Origin of the sequence: Pantoea alfalfae (assembly GCF_019880205.1) — a bacterium.
Lineage (GTDB): Bacteria > Pseudomonadota > Gammaproteobacteria > Enterobacterales > Enterobacteriaceae > Pantoea > Pantoea alfalfae.
Map to the genome: position 1 here is coordinate 1,937,894 of NZ_CP082292.1, position 19,103 is coordinate 1,956,996.

The following is a 19,103-nucleotide window of genomic DNA, read 5'->3' on the forward strand; positions in this document are numbered from 1 at the left end:
GTTGGGGTGGCGTAAATTAACTCTCTGCTTTTATATCGTGCTTCTTCATCATTGCTCGCAACTGATGATAGGTGACGCCTAATAATCCGGCAGCGCGGCGCTGGTTATAACGAGCCTGGTGCAGGCTGGCATCGACCAGATCCCGCTCCTGCTGATTCTGCCATTGACGCAGATCCAGCGGCAGAGCAGGCAGGCCGCCACGCTGCGTCTCCTGACTGAATCGCGGGAGCACAACCGGTTCAGAGCGTGAAGCGAACGGGTTGATAATGACATTATCCAGCGGCAACTCGCTGCTGTTGTGACGATAAACCGAACGCTCGACCACATTTTTTAGCTCGCGAACATTGCCGGGCCAGTGGTAATCAAGCAGGGCCTGCTGCGCTTTAGCGGTAAATCCGGGAAACAGCAACAGGCCAAGCTCGCGGCACATCTGGATGGCAAAATGCTCGGCCATCACCAGAATATCGCTGCGACGTTCGCGCAGAGGCGGCAACTGAACCACATCAAAGGCAAGACGATCCAGCAGATCGGCGCGGAATTTCCCTGCCGCCGCCAGGGCAGGCAAGTCTTCGTTGGTGGCGCAGACCAGCCGTACGTTAACCTGCAGGGCATGATTGCCGCCTACGCGCTCCAGCTGCCCGTACTCAATTACCCTGAGCAGTTTTTCCTGCACCAGCATTGGTGCGGTTGCCAGCTCATCCAGAAACAGCGTGCCGCCGTCAGCACGTTCAAAACGTCCCAGATGGCGCTTCTGTGCCCCGGTAAAGGCGCCGGCTTCATGACCAAACAGCTCAGAGTCGAGCAGATTCTCATTCAGCGCGGCGCAGTTCAGTGAGATAAAGGGTCCCTGCCAACGGTCAGAAAGATAGTGCAGTCGGCTGGCGATCAGCTCTTTACCCGTGCCGCGCTCGCCAATCACCATCACCGGTTTCTCAAGGGGAGCCAGTTTTGAAACCTGCTCCAGTACCTCCAGAAAATTATTAGACTCACCCAGCAGATTATCATTAGTGCCTGTCATGATGAATTTCGCCATCCCTTAATCATTTTGACTATCTTAAAACAAGGCGAAAAGGCTGTAAAATTTAAAATTACATTGAAATCAATATGATAAAAAGTTGGCACGCATATTGTATTAATCAGGCAGGGCATCACGTTTTAAAACATTAAAAGAGGAACATCATTATGGGTATTTTTTCTCGTTTCGCTGACATCGTAAATGCCAACATTAATTCCCTGCTGGAGCGTGCGGAAGATCCACAGAAACTGGTCCGCCTGATGATTCAGGAAATGGAAGACACGCTGGTCGAAGTGCGTTCCACCTCTGCCCGGGCGCTGGCTGAAAAGAAACAGCTGTCACGCCGTATTGAGCAGGCTGAGCTGCAACAGGCTGACTGGCAGGAAAAAGCGGAGCTGGCGCTGCGCAAAGACAAAGATGATCTGGCGCGTTCGGCGCTGATTGAAAAACAGAAACTCACCGACCTGATCGCCTCCCTGAAACAGGAAGTGGGCCAGGTTGAAGAGACGCTGGAACGCATGAAAGGCGAAATCAGCGAGCTGGAGAAAAAACTGAGCGAGACGCGTGCTCGTCAGCAGGCGTTGACACTGCGTCATCAGGCGGCTTCTTCATCACGCGATGTGCGTCGTCAGCTCGACAGCGGCAAAATCGACGAAGCGATGGCTCGGTTTGAATCTTTTGAACGTCGCATTGACCACATGGAAGCCGAAGCTGAAAGCCACGGTTTTGGTAAACCTAAAACTCTGGACCAGCAGTTTACTGACCTGAAAGCGGATGATGAAATCAGCCAGCAGCTTAATGCGCTGAAAGCCAAAATGAACCGCAGTGAGTAATCATCGACGTTGCGATAAGTGATTAAGGAGAGTCAATGAGCGCACTTTTTCTCGCCATACCGCTAACGATCTTCGTGCTGTTTGTCGCACCGATCTGGTTATGGCTGCATTACAGCAACAAACGCAGCGGCGGTTCGGAACTGTCGCAAAGCGAAATCCAGCGCCTGCAGCGCGTCACGCAGGATGCGCAGCGGATGCGTGAACGTATTGATGCGCTGGAAGCGATTCTGGACGCCGAGCATCCTAACTGGAGGCAGCCATGATGAAAGGTCGTAAATTATGGCGCAAGCCTGATGAAGGCAAGCTGATGGGCGTCTGCGCGGGTCTGGCAGAGTATCTCGACATTCCGGTTCGCCTGCTGCGGGTTATTGTGGTGTTATCGCTGTTCTTTGGACTGTTTGTCTTTACGGTGATCGCCTACTTCGTGCTGGGTTTTGTGCTGGATGAGAAGCCTGCCAATGCCAGTGACGGCGAACGCCAGCCAACCGCCAGCGAGTTGCTGGATCAGCTGGAGAGCACCCTGCAACGGGATGAGCGCAACGTGCGCGACCTGGAGCGCTATGTCACGTCTGAAACCTTCAGCGTACGCAGCCGTTTCCGCCAGATTTGATTATTTTATTCCCGGGCCGTCTTCAGGCCCGTCCGCTCTCTCTATGGAGGTGTTGATGTCTTTTTCGCGATCCACTGCTTTTCGTCACCGCGCGGCACCTGCATTGAAGTCGGCGGCTAAATTCATCATTATCAATGCTGTTACCTACGGTCCTGCTGGTGTGACTGGCTGGGCGGTGAAATCGGTAGCGCGACGCCCGTTACGTCTGTTGCTGGCTGTGGCACTTGAGCCACTGCTGAAACGCGTGATGAACCGGGTGGCATCGCGCTTCATCAGGGAGAACGATGAAAAGACTGCAAACTGAATTAGTGGCGTTGATGAACCGTGGCGTCGATCGCCACCTGCGGCTGGCGGTCACCGGTTTAAGCCGCAGCGGTAAAACCGCCTTTATCACCTCACTGGTTAATCAGCTTTTAACGGTTCACAGCGGCGCACGTTTGCCGCTGTTTTCCGTTGTGCGGGATGAACGCCTGCTGGGCGTGAAACGGGTGCCGCAGCGCGACATGGGCACGGCGCGTTTTACCTACGACGAAGGTCTGGCACAGCTCTACAGCACGCCGCCCGCCTGGCCCACGCCAACCCGCGGCGTCAGCGAAATGCGTCTTGCGCTGCGCTACCGGCCTAATGATTCACTGCTGCGCCATCTGAAAGAGACGGCGACCCTCTATCTTGAGATTGTCGACTATCCCGGCGAATGGCTGCTCGATCTTCCGATGCTGGCGCAGGATTACCTCACCTGGTCCCGACAGATGAACGCTCTGCTGCAGGGCGATCGCGCTGAGTGGGCTAAGTCGTGGCGCGCACTTTGCGAAAAACTCGACCCGTTAGCACCCGCCGATGAAACCCAGCTGGCGGAAATTGCTGCCGCCTGGACCGACTACCTGCATCGCTGTAAAACGGAAGGCTTACACTTTATTCAGCCGGGCCGCTTCGTGCTGCCTGGCGATATGGCAGGCGCGCCCGCGCTGCAGTTCTTCCCCTGGCCGACTTCTGATGAGGCGCAACTGACTAAGCTTGCGCAGGCCGACAAAGGCAGCAACTTCAGCATGTTGCAGCAGCGGTTTAACTACTACTGTCAGCATGTGGTTAAAGGCTTTTATAAAAACCATTTCCTGCGTTTTGATCGCCAGATTGTGCTGGTGGACTGTCTGCAGCCGCTGAACAGCGGACCTCAGGCGTTTAATGATATGCGACTGGCACTTACGCAACTCATGCAGAGTTTTCATTACGGTCAGCGCACCCTGTTCCGCAGGCTGTTCTCACCGGTAATCGACAAATTACTGTTTGCCGCCACCAAGGCGGACCACATTACCAGCGATCAGCATGGCAACATGGTGTCTCTGTTGCAGCAACTGGTGCAGGATGCGTGGCAGAACGCGGCATTTGAAGGCATCAGTATGGATTGCATCGGGCTGGCGTCAGTGCAGGCGACGCAAAGCGGGCTGGTCGATCACCGTGGCGAGAAGATCCCGGCCCTGCGCGGTCATCGACTGACCGATGGCGAGCCGCTCACCGTCTATCCCGGCGAAGTGCCGCCGCGCCTGCCCGGTAACGCTTTCTGGCAGCAGCAGGGTTTTCAGTTTGAACAGTTCCGGCCGCAGCAGCTTGACGTTGATCGTCCGCTGCCGCATATCCGCATGGATGCCGCGCTGGAATTTTTATTGGGAGATAAATTGCGATGAGCGATCCGCTGAAGCCGCGTATCGATTTTGCCCATCCGCTGGATGAGAGCAGCACGACGCCGCTGCGTCCGGCGCAAACCTTTGAAGCAGAAGCGCAGGCTGCGTTTCTGGCGGTGCAGGATGAAGATGCCGCCGTTGAAGAGGAGGGCGCAGGTGAACGGGCGGTAGAAGCCGCGCTGAAGCCTAAGCGGAGCCTGTGGCGCAAAATGGTGACAGCAGGCGCACTGCTGTTCGGCGTCAGCGTGATGGCGCAGGGTGTACAGTGGACGCACGATGCCTGGCTGGCCCGCGACTGGTTTTCGCTGGGCAGCGGCGTGGCAGGTGGCCTGATCGTCCTGGCCGGTGTGGGCGCGCTGACCACCGAGTGGCGTCGCCTCTATCAGTTGCGTCAGCGCGCAGAGGAGAGGGATGTGGGCCGCGAGCTGCTGCACAGTCATGGCATCGGCAAAGGCCGCGCATTCTGCGAAAAGCTGGCGCAACAGGCGGAGCTGGATCAGGCGCATCCGGCTCTGCAGCGCTGGCATGCTTCACTGCACGAAACCCACAATGACAGTGAAATTGTCCGTTTATATGCACAGCTGGTGCAGCCAGTGCTGGATCGTCAGGCGCGACGCGAGATCAGCCGTCATGCAGCGGAAGCCACACTGATGATTGCGGTCAGCCCGCTGGCGCTGGTGGATATGGCGTTTATCGCCTGGCGTAATCTGCGGCTGGTCAACCGTATCGCGGCAATCTATGGCATTGAGCTGGGTTACTTCAGCCGCATCCGGCTATTCCGTCTGGTGCTGCTTAATATGGCCTTTGCCGGGGCATCTGAACTGGTGCGGGAAGTGGGTATGGACTGGATGTCGCAGGACATTGCCGCCCGGCTTTCTACGCGGGCCGCGCAGGGTATTGGTGCAGGGTTATTAACCGCAAGACTTGGCATAAAAGCGATGGAGCTTTGCCGTCCATTGCCCTGGCTGGAGCAGGATAAGCCGAGGCTCGGCGACTTTCGTCGTGAGCTGCTGGGCCAGTTGAAAGAGACGCTGCAGAAGGGCGGCAATAAGTCCGCCTGAACCTTTGGAGGACAATAAAGGCGGCCTTGCCGCCTTTATTATTTAATGCGGCTGACGCAGGATCTGCCGCGAATCGATAGTCAGGCACTCACCCGGACAGGCAGATTCATCAGTGATCACCGGGTCCGCTGGCAGCGTAAAAGCCATCCCATTCTTCTCCCTGATAAAATGCGCCATTCCGGCGAATGTCCATGACATGCTCAGGCCCAGCCCGCCGAAATCATCATATTTACGTAACGTCGCAACCTTCGGCAGGTACTCCCCGGTCAGGCGATAATAGAGTGCGCCCTTAAAATCTTTCGGAACCTGCTGAATGATTGCCTGATCGAGCAGGGCAAACTCTTTGCGAGCCGGAACGGAGTAGCCGTTGATCAGATGGCTTATCGTCAGCGAGCCAGCCGCTATCACCAGCAGCGTATAAAAAGGCTTTTTCCATTTTATCTTTTTGCTGATTTCAAACAGGCCGAGAATAAATGCGCTGGTGGTAATCAATGCACCGGCAATCAACGTGCGGTAAGCAGCCATGCTTTCGCTGACAATCAGATTGGGCAGTGCGGCGATCAGCAGTAAGACGAACATCAGATAAAATTTGTCGTTGCCTGCGGCTTTAATTTTCTTAAGCCCAAAACCAATAATGGTCGCAGAGAGGATCACCGACACCGTTTTTGCACCGAGATCAAAGTTGCAGATAACGTTTTTCAGGTACTCGGTAAAAAACCATTTCAGCTTAACCGGGATGTCGTAGCTGAATGCCGAGCGGGGCAGCGTGTGACCATAAAGCTGAACGGGCAGCACCTTCGAGGCGAGTAGCGCAGCAAACATGCCTGCGCCCAGCACCATCAGTGAGATTAGCGCCTGTTTCTTATCAATTTTCCGCGCGGAAAAGCAGAGGTCCAGCGCAGCAAAGAAGGTAAAGCTCATTGCGGCCGGTTGGTAGAGACAGAAAGCGATGGTCAGCAGGCAGAATGCTAACAGCCTGGCTGGGATGCCCGGTTTAATCGACAAACGGTAGCTGGCACCCGCCAGTAAAATCGCAGCGATATAGGGGAAACAGGATGCCCATGCAACGTAAACCTGAAATGAAGGGAGCAGACAAATCAATAATGCAAAAGTGATCCGCTGAGCCTGATTCTCCAGCAACGCATCTTTCTGACAAAGGGTATAGATGTAATACCCGGTAAAAATGAGCAGAACAAGGGCGACAGAACGCAACAGCGCCAGTCGTTCTACGCTCTCCACCAGAAAAGAAGCACTGTACTGAATAACGCCATACACCGGCCTGCCGGATAACGTGTCCCAGTTTAAGATGCTGAGCTTGTCAGAGTTAGCCCAGTAGAGATTTGTCCAGTCATCGGTATAGGCGTAATGGGTTAAATAAGCGGGGCTATAAGCAATCAGAAAAACGATCGCAATAAGTAAAAAAACCTTACGGTGTGTCAGTACGGTATCAGTGGCGAACATCTTACATCCTTATTAATCAGGCCATCTCTCTGCGCCTGAACGCGTGGTTTAATCCGTGTTCTGAGGCGGGGTTAGTCTGGTCGTCGCGGATTTTCGCAAAATATAGCGAGGACGGTTTTTGGTTTCCATATAGATGCGGCCAATATATTCACCCAACACACCAATGCCAATAAGCTGAACCCCACCGAGAAAAAGCACAGAAACCAGAATAGAGGGGTAGCCGGGCACCGGATTACCGAACAGCAGTTTATCCACGATCATCCAGAGTCCATACAGAAAGGCCAGCGAGGCCACTAAGAAACCCAGATATGACCAGATGCGTAACGGAACAGTAGAGAATGAGGTCAGTCCCTCAAGCGCAAGATTCCACAGCTTCCAGCCGCCGAATTTACTGCGGCCAGCAATTCGCTCAGTGCGTACATATTCCACGATGTCCGTCTGTCCGCCGACCCAACTCAGAATGCCCTTCATGAAGAGATTTTTCTCGGGCAGCAGCTTAATGTTCTCAACCACTTCACGCGACATCAGCCGGAAATCACCGACGCTCTCTTCTATTTGCGGATCGCTGATACTGTTGTGCAGTTTATAAAACCAGTGCGCAGTTTTGCGTTTGAGGTGACCATCGGCACGTCTGTCAATCCGCTTGGCTAACACGATATCAGCGCCCGCCTGCCATTTTCGGATCATGTCGGGAATAATCGCGATCGGATCCTGCAAATCCACATCAATCGGGATAACGGCGTCGCCGGTGGCGGCTTCCAGTCCGGCAAATAGCGCCGGTTCCTTGCCGAAATTACGAATAAATGACAGGCTGCACACCAGTGGATCGCGCTGGCTCAGTTGCGTTATCAGCTTATACGTTGCGTCTGTGCTGCCATCATCGATAAAAACAATCTCAACCTGCCACTCTGCAAGCGCTTCATATTTTCTGACCGCATCATAAAAAAGAGGGATGACCTCCTCTTCATTAAATACCGGCACCACCAAAGAGATTTTCATTATTCTCCTTTGAATACAACAAAGCGGGAAAAAAGAAAGCCACATACCAGACTGATAGCCGATGAGGCAATCAATGTAATAATTGGATAGAGGCCCAACCGGTCAGCCAGATAACCTACGCTGAATGCCATCGCGCCCATAAAAACGAGGTAAAGAATATAACGCCATGCCGTGGCCTGCTGTTTAAAGGTCCAGCGCGCATTAACAAAGAAAGAGAAGGTGACGGCCATGCAAAAAGCAATCAGGTTAGCGGTCGATTGCATGAGACCCATGCTCAGGACGAGGAAAAAGGTCAGCCAATGAATCAGGGTATTAACCATACCCACAGTCAGATATTTTGCGAAGAAAGTCAGCATTTTAAAATCAATTCTACTCAGTTAAGAAAAATATACCGTAATCAGCCCGCAATCAACAGTCCGGTGCTGACAAAGACTGACATTCAACCGGAAATGATCGTCGACAGCAGGTTAGTACAAAACCTCACCATACGAGCCAGAACTGTCAACATTTCCTGACAGACACCTTTCTGCAGGTGCGCCACATAGCGTATTATTGTTTTATCTGAACCTGATTAAGGCGAACGCAATGCGTCTGGAAGTGTTCTGTCAGGACCGTATCGGTCTGACGCGTGAACTGCTTGACCTGCTGGTGGCACGCAACATTGATTTACGCGGTATCGAAATCACGGCACTGGGCCGCATCTACCTGAACTTTTCTGCACTGGAATTTGACGCCTTCAGTAATCTGATGGCGGAAATCCGCCGTACACCCGGCGTAACAGATGTGCGCACGGTTACGTACATGCCCTCTGAACGGGAGCATCGCGCGCTGAGTGCGCTGCTGGTGGCGATGCCAGATCCGGTCTTCTCTATCGATCTGAAAAGCAAGGTTGAACTGGCGAATCCCGCTGCTCAGAACCTGTTTAATCTCGATGAAGAGAAGATGCGCAACTTTAGCGCCGGTCATCTGATTAACGGCTTTAATTTCCTGCGCTGGCTCGAGAGCGATCGTGTTGAGGCGCAGGCCCAGCATGTCGTCATTGAGGGGCGTGATTTTCTGATGGAGGCACGTCCCATCTACCTGCCGGGTGAAGAGGGCCAGAGCGACAGGCCGGTTGGGGCGATGGTGATGCTGAAGTCGACAGCCCGTATGGGCCGCCAGTTGCAGAATCTGGTGGTTACCGACGAATCGGAGTTTGACCATATCATTGCCGTCACGCCGAAGATGCGTCAGGTGGTCGATCAGGCACGTAAACTGGCGATGCTTGATGCGCCGCTACTGATTGTTGGCGACACCGGGACCGGGAAAGATATGCTGGCACGCGCCTGTCATCTGCGCAGTGCCCGCGGGAAAAATCCTTTCCTGGCGCTGAACTGTGCCTCTCTGCCCGACGACGTGGCGGAAAGCGAGCTGTTTGGTCATGCTGCCGGCGCTTATCCGAATGCGCTGGAAGGCAAAAAAGGCTTTTTTGAGCAGGCCAATGGCGGCTCGGTTCTGCTGGATGAAATTGGCGAGATGTCGCCAAGAATGCAGACCAAGCTGCTACGTTTTCTTAATGACGGTACTTTCCGTCGCGTCGGCGAAGAGCATGAAGTACATGTCAATGTGCGGGTGATTTGCGCCACGCAAAAGAACCTGATTGAGCTGGTGCAGCGCGGGGAATTCCGCGAAGATCTCTTTTATCGTCTCAATGTGCTGACGCTGCAACTGCCGCCGCTGCGCGATCGTCCACAGGACATTCTGCCACTGACTGAGATGTTTGTGGCCCGCTTCGCGGATGAGCAGGGAATGGCGCGTCCGCGTCTCTCGCCACAGCTCAATGCGTTTCTGACCCGTTATGCCTGGCCTGGCAACGTGCGTCAGTTGAAAAACGCGCTGTATCGGGCATTAACCCAGCTGGAAGGTTACGAGCTGCGTCCGCAGGATATCGTGTTGCCCGAACAGGCGCTGGATGTGTCACTCGGAGATGAAGCCCTGGAAGGGACACTGGATCAGATCACCAGCCGTTTCGAACGTTCGATTCTGACGCGGCTTTATCTCTCTTATCCCAGTACCCGAAAGCTGGCAAAACGGCTGGGTGTTTCTCACACCGCGATTGCCAATAAGCTGCGGGAATATGGTCTGGGGCAGAAGCGTACCGAAAGCGAATAAGCTTTTCAGTTCCTCTTAGCAGACTCATGGCGAATCTGGCAGTCATAGATTAACTCAACGCGAAGCGTTGGCCCGTCTACGGGCGCACCTCAGGGATGGGGTGCGTAGTAACAACGCCGGGAGCGTTTTTGAACAACGCGAAGCGTTGGCCCGTCTACGGGCGCACCTCAGGGATGAGGTGCGTAATTGTGCGGGCCGGGCGGTCATGGATGACAGATTTTGCGTCTCTCCGATCTGACCCAATTTTCTGTGCAGGCTCGTTCTGACAGCTAATCGAGCCAGACATTATCTGTAACATCGGCGAATAACCTGGCTATCCGCTTTTTGTATTACTTCAACGCGGCCAGCGCAGCGTCGTAATCAGGCTCAGTAGTGATTTCATCAACCAGCTGGCTGTAGAGCACTTTATCGTTCTCATCCAGCACGATCACCGCACGAGCAGTCAGACCTTCCAGCGCACCATCGGCAATTTCCACGCCATAATCATACTTAAACTCTGAGCCGCGCAGCGTCGACAGGGTCACTACGTTGCTCAGGTTTTCTGCGCCACAGAAACGTGACTGGGCAAACGGCAGATCCGCTGAAATACACAGCACCACCGTATTATTCAGTTCACTCGCGGCCTGATTGAATTTGCGCACTGATGAAGCACAGACGCCGGTATCAACACTCGGGAAAATGTTCAGAATCTTGCGTTTTCCTGCATACTCAGAGAGCGCAACGTTGACCAGATTTTTAGCGACCAGCGTAAAAGCTTTGGCTTTATCGCCAGCCTGAGGAAACTGACCAGCAACTGGTACGGCGTTACCCTGAAAATGAACAGTCTGAGACATAGTGATTCCTTTTGATGAGAAAAAACATCCAACACAAAACGGCTAAAGATAGCCGTTGTTTATGACATAAATGTTAAGGGTTTACGAGTTCAATTGTTGAATCTAACGTGGCGGGCTGCCACTGCGTCCTACATTCTGGAGTGGAAATGAGAACGGTAAAAAGTTACCCCGAAGCCTGGCCATTGCATACGCCGTTTGTCATTGCCCGTGGAACGCGAACCGAAGTCAAGGTGGTGGTGGTTGAAATTGAGGAGGACGGCGTCAAAGGCGTCGGAGAAGCGACCCCTTATGCGCGCTACGGTGAAAGCGAAGCCTCGGTGCTGGCGCAAATCGCCACGCTGCTGCCTGCGCTGCAACAGGGCATGACGCGTGAAGCGCTGCAACAGGCACTGCCTGCTGGTGCCGCGCGCAACGCCATTGACAGCGCCCTGTGGGATTTGGCCACACATCAGCAGCAGAGCAGCCTCTGGCAGCTTAGCGGCGTTACCGCGCCTGAGGATGTGGTCACCGCACAGACCGTCAGTATCGATACCCCGGAAGCGATGGCCAGCAGCGCGCTGGCGCTGTGGCAGCATGGTGCAACGCTGCTGAAGGTTAAGCTTGACGATAATTTCATCACCGAACGGCTGATGGCGATCCGCGCCGCCGTGCCGGACGCGACCCTGATTGTGGATGCGAATGAGTCATGGCACGCCGAAGGCCTGGCAGCACGCTGTCAGCTACTGGCCGATATCAATGTGGCGATGCTTGAGCAGCCACTGCCCGCGGATGAGGATGCGGCACTGGAGAACTTTATCCATCCGTTACCGATCTGCGCTGATGAGAGCTGTCATACCCGCGAAAGCCTGGCGGCACTACGAGGCCGTTATGAGATGGTCAACATTAAACTGGATAAAACGGGTGGACTAACCGAGGCGCTGGCACTGGCCGATGCGGCTCAGCAGCAGGGCTTTACGGTGATGCTGGGCTGCATGCTCTGCACCTCGCGGGCGATACGTGCTGCGTTGCCGCTGGTGCCGCAGACCCGCTTCGCCGATCTTGACGGGCCAACCTGGCTGGCGGCCGATGCAGAACCGGCGATCAACGTGCGCAACGGTCAACTGATTATTGCTGCCAGCGCAGCAGGTTGACCATCATCTCAAGGTAAGTCTCTGTGGCTTCATCCACGGAAATCACCGGCATTTCAGCGGTGACGCAGGGCAGACTGAGATCGTGACACCAGCTGCCGAATGAGCCTGGCGTGTCATAGCCGACGCTGCTGACTCGGGGAAGGCGGGTGTGGCTGGCCAGCCAGCCGCCTATATCCACCTGATGCGGATCGTCAATGCAGCCCAGCGGTTCATGCCATGAGACGATCCAGCACGGCTTAAGCTGATGAATCAGAGCACAGAGTGCCTGGGTTTCCGGTTCCGAACCCGGATGCGTACCGGTTGAGAGCGCCACATCACGCGCATCGGCCGCGCTGTTCCAGCGATATACCGTCTCGCCTGATCGCCAGTTTGCGGCGGGGAAGTTACGGTTGAGATCGACGCCATTTGCGTTAGCGCGCAGCCCAAGCTGGCAGCCATCCGGATTGACCGCTAATACCACATGGTGCCGACGCATGCCGTCGGGCAGCGTGCGTAATGCGGCAGAGAGCGTCGCGATGGCCGCATTCTCATCACCGTGGGTGCCGGCAAGGATCAGACCGCTGTCGGGATCGCCCAATGGGGCCGGAAACCACAGCAGCGGTGCGCCCAGCACAGAGCGGCCATACTGCTGATAGGGAACGTCAAGTTTGCCCCGCAGGGGTCGCGGATGGAGTGGTGACATACTCATTTCCTCAAAGGGTTTTACTCAAAGTAGCGGAAAAGCCGTGTGCGGAAAATAGCTATTTATCTGTCAGCCATTTGCGCTAAAGTGCCCTGCACAAGCTGTATCAGCAACAGACTGATGCAGCACTTCTTTGGGGTAAAGGAGTGATGATGGTTAAGACCTTTCGCATGACGCTGGCAGCAATCAGTCTGAGCAGTGTTATCACACCCGCTATCGCGGCGAATCCACCCGCTGGCGCACAGCTGGCTGAACAGCAGCAGATCGTTCGCCACATTAAAGATGAACCCGCTTCACTTGATCCGCTTAAAGCAGTCGGACTGCCGGAAATTCAGGTGATTCGCGATCTGTTTGAAGGCCTGACCAATCAGGATGCGCAGGGCAAAATTGTGCCGGGCGTGGCGCAGAGCTGGAGCAGTAGCGACAACAAAACCTGGGTCTTCACCCTGCGCAATAACGCGCGCTGGTCAAACGGCGATCAGGTTACCGCACAGGACTTTGTCTCCAGCTGGCAGCGCCTGGTCGCTCCTGAAAACAGTTCGCCCTTTGCCTGGTTCGCGGGTTTAAGCGGCATTGAAAATGCGGCAGCCATTACCAAAGGCGAAATGACGCCCGATAAGCTGGGTGTGGTCGCTCAGGGTAAAACGCAGCTGAAAGTGACGCTGGATCGTCCGGTGCCGTGGTTCCCGGCGCTGGTGGCTAACGTCGCGCTCTTCCCGGTTCCTCAGAAGACGATTGCGCAGGAGGGCGACAGCTGGACGGCACCCGGCAAACTGGTGGGCAACGGTGCCTATCAGCTCAGTGAGCGGGTCGTAAATGAAAAAATCGTCCTGATCCGTAATCCGGACTACTGGGATGATGCGCATTCGGTGCTGACAAAAGTGACCTTTGTCCCGATCAATGAAGAGTCGAGCGCCACTAAGCGCTATCGCGCAAATGATGTCGATATCACCGAATCCTTCCCTAAGAATATGTATGCGATGTTGAAAAAAACATTGCCGGGTGAGGTCTACACACCTGACCAGTTAGGCACCTATTACTATGCTTTTAACACGCAGAAGGGGCCGACTGCCGATGTGCGGGTCCGCAAAGCGCTTTCATGGTCTATCGATCGCAAAGTCATTGCTGAAAAAGTGCTGGGCACCGGTGAGAAGCCGGCGTGGCACTTTACACCAGATGTAACAGCAGGCTTTAAGCCATTGCCCACTTTCATGCAGCAGCACGATCAGAACACCCTGAACGCGCAGGCGAAAGCGCTGCTCGCCGCCGCCGGTTATGGCCCCGCTAAGCCGCTCAAACTTAAGTTGCTCTACAACACCTCTGAGAGTCATCAGAAAATTGCGATTGCTGTGGCCTCGATGTGGAAAAAGAACCTCGGGGTAGATGTCACGCTGGAGAATCAGGAGTGGAAAACCTATATCGACAGCCGTAATAGCGGGAACTTTGATGTGATTCGTGCTTCGTGGGTGGGTGACTACAATGAGCCATCTACCTTCCTGAATCTTCTGACCTCAGGCAACAGCAGTAATATTTCGCGTTTCAGCAACGCGGATTATGATGCGGCCATCGCCAAAGCCAGCAAAGAGACAAATGACCAGGCGCGCAACAGCGACTACAACCGGGCGGAGCAGATCCTGGCTGAACAGACGCCCATTGCCCCTATCTATCAGTACACTAATGGCCGCCTGATTAAACCCTGGGTCAAAGGCTACCCCATCACCAATCCTGAAGACGTCGCCTACAGCCGTGAACTCTGGATTGAAAAGCACTAAGCCTGTCATGGCCGGTTTTCCGGCCATCGGCTGACATCTTTCTACACAGCCCGGAGATTGCAACTCAACGCCGTCACGCTAGACTGTATCATATTGATTTTAGTAGAGAGGCGACGGAGTGGACGTTATTGAAGGAAAAGCATTACAGGTTTCAGATGCCATCATTTCCTGCCAGCTGGATGGCAAGGGGGGAATGATCCCGATTGCTGAAGATGAAGTCATCCAGTGTGAGCAGCCCTGCTGGCTGCATCTGAACTATACCCATCGCAAGAGCGCCGAATGGCTGCAGTCCACGCCACAAATCCCCGATGCTGTGCGTGACGCGTTAGCGGGCGACAGCATGCGTCCCCGCGTGAGCAGGCTGGGCGACGGATTTATGATTGTGCTGCGCAGCGTTAACCACAACACCGATGCACGTCGCGACCAGCTGGTGGTCATGCGGGTGTTTATCAACGATAAGCTCATCGTCTCCACCCGGCGGCGCAAAGTTTCTGCCGTCGATGAAGTGCTCACCGATTTGCAAAACGGCAATGGCCCGATTGACTGCGGCAGCTGGCTGGTGGATGTCTGTGATGCGCTGACCGATCACACCAGCGAATTTATTGAAGAGTTACATGACAAAATTATCGAGCTGGAGGATGCGCTGCTCGATCAGCGGATGCCCGCGCGCGGCGAGCTGGGCCTGCTACGCAAACAGCTGATTGTGATGCGGCGTTATATGGCCCCTCAGCGCGATGTCTATGCCAGGCTGGCCAGTGAAAAACTGGCCTGGATGGATGACAGTGAACGCCGCCGGATGCAGGAAATTGCCGACCGTCTGGGGCGCGGGCTGGATGATCTGGATGCAGGCGTGGCGCGCACTGCGATTCTGGCTGATGAGGTCGCCTCTGCGATGGCGGAGTCGATGAACCGCCGCACCTATACCATGTCACTGATGGCGATGATCTTTCTGCCCGCCACGTTCCTGACCGGCCTGTTTGGTGTCAATCTGGGCGGCATTCCGGGCGGCGAATGGAAATATGGTTTTTCAATCTTCTGTCTGCTGCTGGTGGCACTGGCAGTAGGGGTCGCAGGTTATCTGCGTAAACGGCACTGGCTCTGATGCGACAAAGGTAATGCGGCAATCCCGCTATGTGGGCTGAAAATCCCGTTAAGCGAACAAAAGCTGATCGACATCAAGAACCCATTGTCGCTGCTGACGCAAACTCTCTCCCGCAGGTGAATGCAACGTCAAGCGATGGGCGTTGCGCTCCATATTGTCTTACTTCCATATTTAGAATTGATGCATAGCACATTTAATTCGAAACATGCCGGCCAGTGTGCCGGCTTTTTTTTGTCTGCCTGGCTGTAACGCCGTTCCTTATCTAAGCTTAAAGTCCATTCGCAAGAAAAGGAGTACGGCATGAGCGCGATTCTTAACAGCGAGCCGATCCCCACGGATCCAGTCCCGATTCCTGAGCCAATTCCCCAGCCGCAACCGCAGCCTGATCCACCAACCGATCCGGAATTTCCGCCGATAATGGATCCACCGCCACATCGCAACATATAAAAAAGGGCGTGCTGCCTGCAGCACGCCCTTAATCTTTTCCGGACTTATTTAATCTGTAGTACATCCAGACGCACGCTGATATCGGGTGCATCGTCTTCATCGACCCGCCAGCCGACAGGCTGTGATGGCAGCGTTTCCCGGTCAAAGGCGAGATCGCCGCCATCAACGACTGCATCGCCATGTTTGATGCCTTTAAAATCGAACAGATTGACATCGGCCAGGTGCGACGGCACCACGTTTTGCATCGCGCTGAACATGGTTTCGATGCGGCCAGGATAGCGCTTATCCCAGTCACGCAGCATATCGGCTACCACCTGACGCTGCAGGTTCGGCTGAGAACCGCAAAGGTTGCACGGGATAATCGGGAACTGACGTGCTTCGGAGAAACGAATGATATCTTTCTCACGGCAGTAGGCCAGTGGACGGATCACAATCTGCTTACCATCGTCGCTCATCAGCTTTGGCGGCATCCCTTTCAGTTTTCCACCGTAGAACATATTCAGGAACAGCGTCTGCAGGATGTCATCGCGATGGTGGCCCAGCGCAATTTTAGTACAACCAAGTTCTGTCGCGACGCGATAGAGAATGCCACGGCGCAGGCGCGAGCAGAGTGAGCAGGTGGTTTTGCCCTCAGGTACCTTATCTTTGACGATGGAGTAGGTATCTTCTTCGACAATCCGGTACTCAACACCCTGCGACTCAAGATATTGCGGCAGGATGTGCTCAGGGAAGCCCGGCTGTTTCTGGTCGAGATTGACGGCAATCAGGCTGAAGTTGACCGGTGCGCTTTTTTGCAGACTGCGTAAAATTTCCAGCATGGTGTAGCTGTCTTTACCGCCCGACAGGCAGACCATGATGCGGTCACCTTCTTCAATCATATTAAAATCTGCAATCGCTTCGCCGACATTACGACGCAAACGCTTCTGCAGTTTATTCAGGTTGTACTGCTCTTTCTTGTCAACCGTTTGATTATCTTGCATTTTTACCTATCTCAAAAACCAGAAAGCGTAGCTAAAGGGCAAATTGATGCACGCCCAGCCAGTCACTTCACTGTGATGTTACGAATATGCAGCGTATGGTACGGATTGTTGCCGCGAAAGCCAGCCCGGAGTGAAGTAATCAGCGGATAATCGCCGTCAGAGTCATCGGCCGCGTGACCCGTCTGGGCAATCATTGTCGGAATGCGGTGCTGAGCAAGCGCGTGAGGAAAGAGGGCAGGCTTTGCTTTGTCGTGAGCAAACGGAAAGCGTTCAGCTGCGCGATGTCAGCTGACGGGCACATCTTTCCACTGACAATCAATTTCATCACTGTGCGTTGAGCAGGACGGCGGTGATGACGGGTAAGCATCAGTCCGCGCATGATCTCTTTTAACTGCACAGCTTGTGGCCATAAAAATGACAGAGATAATTAAAAAAATTTTCATCAGCACTACCGAATTAATAAAAAACACAGCATGCGCTGCCATGAATCAATCGGGACTAAATAGATTTCGGGTAGTATTTTTATGCTTTGATGTACATCAAAAGAAATGTTTTCATTAAATTATCAGAGAGTCAGATATTAATCGCTGCTTTCGTTTTTCAGGTGATAATCTTAAAAAAGGGCTCTGTTGAATGTGCGTTGACCCGTTGGGTTTATAATAATAAATTCAGACGTACTGGCGTGTTATGCATCTCATTAAAACGATGGTTTTATCATCTCTTAGCACGCACTAAAAAGTGATTTTTTAATAAATCAGGTGATGTTAAGGACATCTGATAAGCAGATTTCGCAAGAGCGGGTGTTTACGTTTTATGCTTAAATGCGTTTACGCAGACTCTCTTATAAAGTGAACTGTCGGTTCGCACATTTCGTCAATACAGACTGCCTGTGAAGCCGTTTAATGTCGGGCTATCAATGTGAATAACAAATGAATCAATATTTAATGTCTATGAGGCATCCCGATAAAAATCGTAAAATAAAAAAGTACGGCACCAGATTTATTGTGACGCTGATACTCTTTTTACTTTGCTATGTTGCGGTTATGTATTGCGGTGTTCTGCTGCTGGTCAACCGGCATGGCTTACTCCATTTTATGCTGCACTGAATTCAGCCGCAGGCCTTAAAAATCCAGCGATAAGCATGATGTAAAAAATGCCTGAGTACTTCCAGAATATCTTCCGCACTTTCTTCAGCCAGACATTGTCCGGTCTCCAGCGCGTTATTAACCGAGTTCCGATGATCCAGTATCATCATGATCCCCGCAGCACCCGCAATCAGTGTAAAAATCAGCAAGATTAATGCTGGCTGGTAATTTTTGCGCGAAGCAGCAGGCAGGGTGTCTTCAGAATGGTCAGAGTCTTGGCGCATTTGTCCCCGGGTAAAATGATTACATTGATAAACAATAACGGATTATGCCATTAATTATCGGCACGCACTATGTCTCAGGTCAGTCAGTAAGCTTCTTTACAGGATAGCCAGATGTGCGGTCAGCCAGATTTGGATGGGGGAGTGCAGAAGGCGCTGGCTGCTACTCACCGCCTTCTGCGATGTCCGGATGCCTGCAGGGAGACATCGGGTATGAGCGGCTTTTGTGGCGGAATCACATCATTTCCAGCGACTGAACGCCCTTGATCTCCATAACCTTATCATAAAGGTACGCATCGTTTGATTTGCGGGAAAGCGTCACCTGGACACTGAGTTCACAAAGACCGCTCTCTTCATCACGATTAATCACCGTCACATTGCCGTAGCGTATGCCTTCCCGCTGCATGACCAGCAATACCAGCGGCACGCTTTTAGGCTTAAGAAAAACCAGCAGTGTATGGTGTTTGCCGATTAAAAGATGACTGAGGCGGCGAAACACTTCCAGCACGACCAGCGCCAGCACCGTGCCATAGATGCCGATCTCATACATGCCGCTGCCGATTACCAGACCAATCGCTGCCGTTACCCACAGGCCGGCCGCCGTGGTTAAACCCTTCACCACCTGCTTCTGGATCATAATGGTGCCCGCGCCAAGAAAGCCCATTCCGCTGACCACCTGAGCGGCAATACGGCTGGGGTCCAGTGCTACGTGGTCGCTGCTGAGCATGTCGGCGAAGCCATATTTCGACACCAGCATAAACATGGCACTGCCGATACCGACCAGAATATGCGTACGTAATCCCGCTTCTTTAGCCCGCATCTGCCGCTCCAGGCCTATCAGGCCGCCGAGAATACCGGCCAGCGCTATGCGAATTAACATATCCATTAACATGGGTTTACTCCGAATTAATATGGGCTGAAAAAGGGTGGCAGTTCAGTGATAACAGGTAAACAAGATAATTCTGCTTGCAAATGACGCTGC

General features: G+C 53.6%; 18 protein-coding genes and 1 pseudogene. 11 read left to right on the plus strand and 8 right to left on the minus strand.

Going from position 1 to position 19,103, the window contains the following annotated elements; all coding sequences use genetic code 11:
* Positions 1 to 16: 16 nt before the first annotated feature.
* Positions 17 to 1,018, minus strand: a complete 1,002-nt coding sequence (gene pspF, locus K6R05_RS09025) for a phage shock protein operon transcriptional activator (RefSeq protein WP_161735239.1) — start codon at positions 1,016 to 1,018, stop codon at positions 17 to 19.
* Between the two features lie 164 nt (positions 1,019 to 1,182).
* On the opposite strand from pspF, the gene pspA reads away from it, so the two are divergent.
* From pspA to K6R05_RS09055, 6 genes are read left to right on the plus strand one after another with little or no spacing between them, the layout of a single operon-like run.
* Entirely contained in the window at positions 1,183 to 1,848 is a 666-nt protein-coding gene (gene pspA / locus K6R05_RS09030; RefSeq protein ID WP_098050427.1) for a phage shock protein PspA, read from the plus strand.
* A 35-nt stretch (positions 1,849 to 1,883) separates the two neighbouring features.
* Positions 1,884 to 2,111, plus strand: a complete 228-nt coding sequence (pspB, locus tag K6R05_RS09035; protein WP_161735233.1) for an envelope stress response membrane protein PspB — start codon at positions 1,884 to 1,886, stop codon at positions 2,109 to 2,111.
* Positions 2,108 to 2,458, plus strand: a complete 351-nt coding sequence (gene pspC, locus K6R05_RS09040) for an envelope stress response membrane protein PspC (protein WP_013357981.1) — start codon at positions 2,108 to 2,110, stop codon at positions 2,456 to 2,458. The genes pspB and pspC overlap by 4 nt, the downstream gene beginning before the upstream one ends.
* A 55-nt stretch (positions 2,459 to 2,513) precedes the next feature.
* A complete protein-coding gene (pspD, locus tag K6R05_RS09045) occupies positions 2,514 to 2,762 on the plus strand; it encodes a phage shock protein PspD (protein ID WP_003853796.1) in 249 nt (82 codons plus the stop codon).
* Positions 2,743 to 4,140, plus strand: coding sequence for a YcjX family GTP-binding protein (locus K6R05_RS09050; RefSeq protein ID WP_222925428.1), 1,398 nt, complete (start codon positions 2,743 to 2,745; stop codon positions 4,138 to 4,140). Before pspD ends, K6R05_RS09050 begins: the two co-directional genes overlap by 20 nt.
* Positions 4,137 to 5,198 (plus strand): YcjF family protein, encoded by a 1,062-nt coding sequence (locus K6R05_RS09055; protein WP_222925429.1) that lies wholly within the window; start codon positions 4,137 to 4,139, stop codon positions 5,196 to 5,198. Before K6R05_RS09050 ends, K6R05_RS09055 begins: the two co-directional genes overlap by 4 nt.
* 42 nt (positions 5,199 to 5,240) lie before the next feature.
* Here the strand turns inward: K6R05_RS09055 and K6R05_RS09060 are convergent, their stop codons facing one another.
* The 3 genes from K6R05_RS09060 to K6R05_RS09070 are packed head-to-tail and all read right to left on the minus strand — an operon-like array spanning position 5,241 to position 8,014.
* Positions 5,241 to 6,659, minus strand: coding sequence for a hypothetical protein (locus tag K6R05_RS09060; RefSeq protein WP_222925430.1), 1,419 nt, complete (start codon positions 6,657 to 6,659; stop codon positions 5,241 to 5,243).
* 48 nt (positions 6,660 to 6,707) lie between these two features.
* The gene (locus K6R05_RS09065; RefSeq protein ID WP_222925431.1) at positions 6,708 to 7,658 is read right to left on the minus strand and encodes a glycosyltransferase family 2 protein; all 951 of its coding nucleotides are present in this window, start codon (positions 7,656 to 7,658) and stop codon (positions 6,708 to 6,710) included.
* The gene (locus K6R05_RS09070; RefSeq protein ID WP_161735219.1) at positions 7,658 to 8,014 is read right to left on the minus strand and encodes a GtrA family protein; all 357 of its coding nucleotides are present in this window, start codon (positions 8,012 to 8,014) and stop codon (positions 7,658 to 7,660) included. The genes K6R05_RS09065 and K6R05_RS09070 overlap by 1 nt, the downstream gene beginning before the upstream one ends.
* Before the next feature lie 229 nt (positions 8,015 to 8,243).
* On the opposite strand from K6R05_RS09070, the gene tyrR reads away from it, so the two are divergent.
* The gene (gene tyrR, locus K6R05_RS09075; RefSeq protein WP_161735216.1) at positions 8,244 to 9,809 is read left to right on the plus strand and encodes a transcriptional regulator TyrR; all 1,566 of its coding nucleotides are present in this window, start codon (positions 8,244 to 8,246) and stop codon (positions 9,807 to 9,809) included.
* Between the two features lie 329 nt (positions 9,810 to 10,138).
* Here tyrR and tpx read toward each other — a convergent pair whose 3' ends face one another.
* Positions 10,139 to 10,642 (minus strand): thiol peroxidase, encoded by a 504-nt coding sequence (gene tpx, locus K6R05_RS09080; protein WP_161735213.1) that lies wholly within the window; start codon positions 10,640 to 10,642, stop codon positions 10,139 to 10,141.
* A 146-nt stretch (positions 10,643 to 10,788) separates the two neighbouring features.
* Here tpx and ycjG point away from each other — a divergent pair, with 146 nt between their 5' ends.
* The gene (gene ycjG, locus K6R05_RS09085; protein ID WP_222925432.1) at positions 10,789 to 11,772 is read left to right on the plus strand and encodes an L-Ala-D/L-Glu epimerase; all 984 of its coding nucleotides are present in this window, start codon (positions 10,789 to 10,791) and stop codon (positions 11,770 to 11,772) included.
* On the opposite strand, the gene mpaA is transcribed toward ycjG, so the two are convergent.
* Positions 11,747 to 12,454 (minus strand): murein tripeptide amidase MpaA, encoded by a 708-nt coding sequence (mpaA, locus tag K6R05_RS09090; protein WP_222925433.1) that lies wholly within the window; start codon positions 12,452 to 12,454, stop codon positions 11,747 to 11,749. The two genes, ycjG and mpaA, sit on opposite strands and share 26 nt — an antisense overlap.
* Positions 12,455 to 12,606: 152 nt before the next feature.
* Here mpaA and K6R05_RS09095 point away from each other — a divergent pair, with 152 nt between their 5' ends.
* The 3 genes and pseudogenes from K6R05_RS09095 to ynaL form a co-directional block, all read left to right on the plus strand.
* Positions 12,607 to 14,226 carry a peptide ABC transporter substrate-binding protein gene (locus K6R05_RS09095; RefSeq protein ID WP_222925475.1) on the plus strand — a complete coding sequence of 540 codons (1,620 nt, stop codon included), beginning with the start codon at positions 12,607 to 12,609 and terminating at the stop codon, positions 14,224 to 14,226.
* A 118-nt stretch (positions 14,227 to 14,344) separates the two neighbouring features.
* The gene (zntB, locus tag K6R05_RS09100) at positions 14,345 to 15,328 is read left to right on the plus strand and encodes a zinc transporter ZntB (protein WP_161735206.1); all 984 of its coding nucleotides are present in this window, start codon (positions 14,345 to 14,347) and stop codon (positions 15,326 to 15,328) included.
* A gap of 300 nt (positions 15,329 to 15,628) precedes the next feature.
* A pseudogene (gene ynaL, locus K6R05_RS22315) lies at positions 15,629 to 15,733 on the plus strand (proline-rich small protein YnaL); the annotation flags it as partial.
* Between the two features lie 86 nt (positions 15,734 to 15,819).
* Here the strand turns inward: ynaL and ttcA are convergent.
* A complete protein-coding gene (ttcA, locus tag K6R05_RS09105) occupies positions 15,820 to 16,755 on the minus strand; it encodes a tRNA 2-thiocytidine(32) synthetase TtcA (protein ID WP_161735202.1) in 936 nt (311 codons plus the stop codon).
* A gap of 1,601 nt (positions 16,756 to 18,356) precedes the next feature.
* Entirely contained in the window at positions 18,357 to 19,013 is a 657-nt protein-coding gene (locus K6R05_RS09110; RefSeq protein WP_150010231.1) for an MgtC/SapB family protein, read from the minus strand.
* Positions 19,014 to 19,103: the final 90 nt, after the last annotated feature.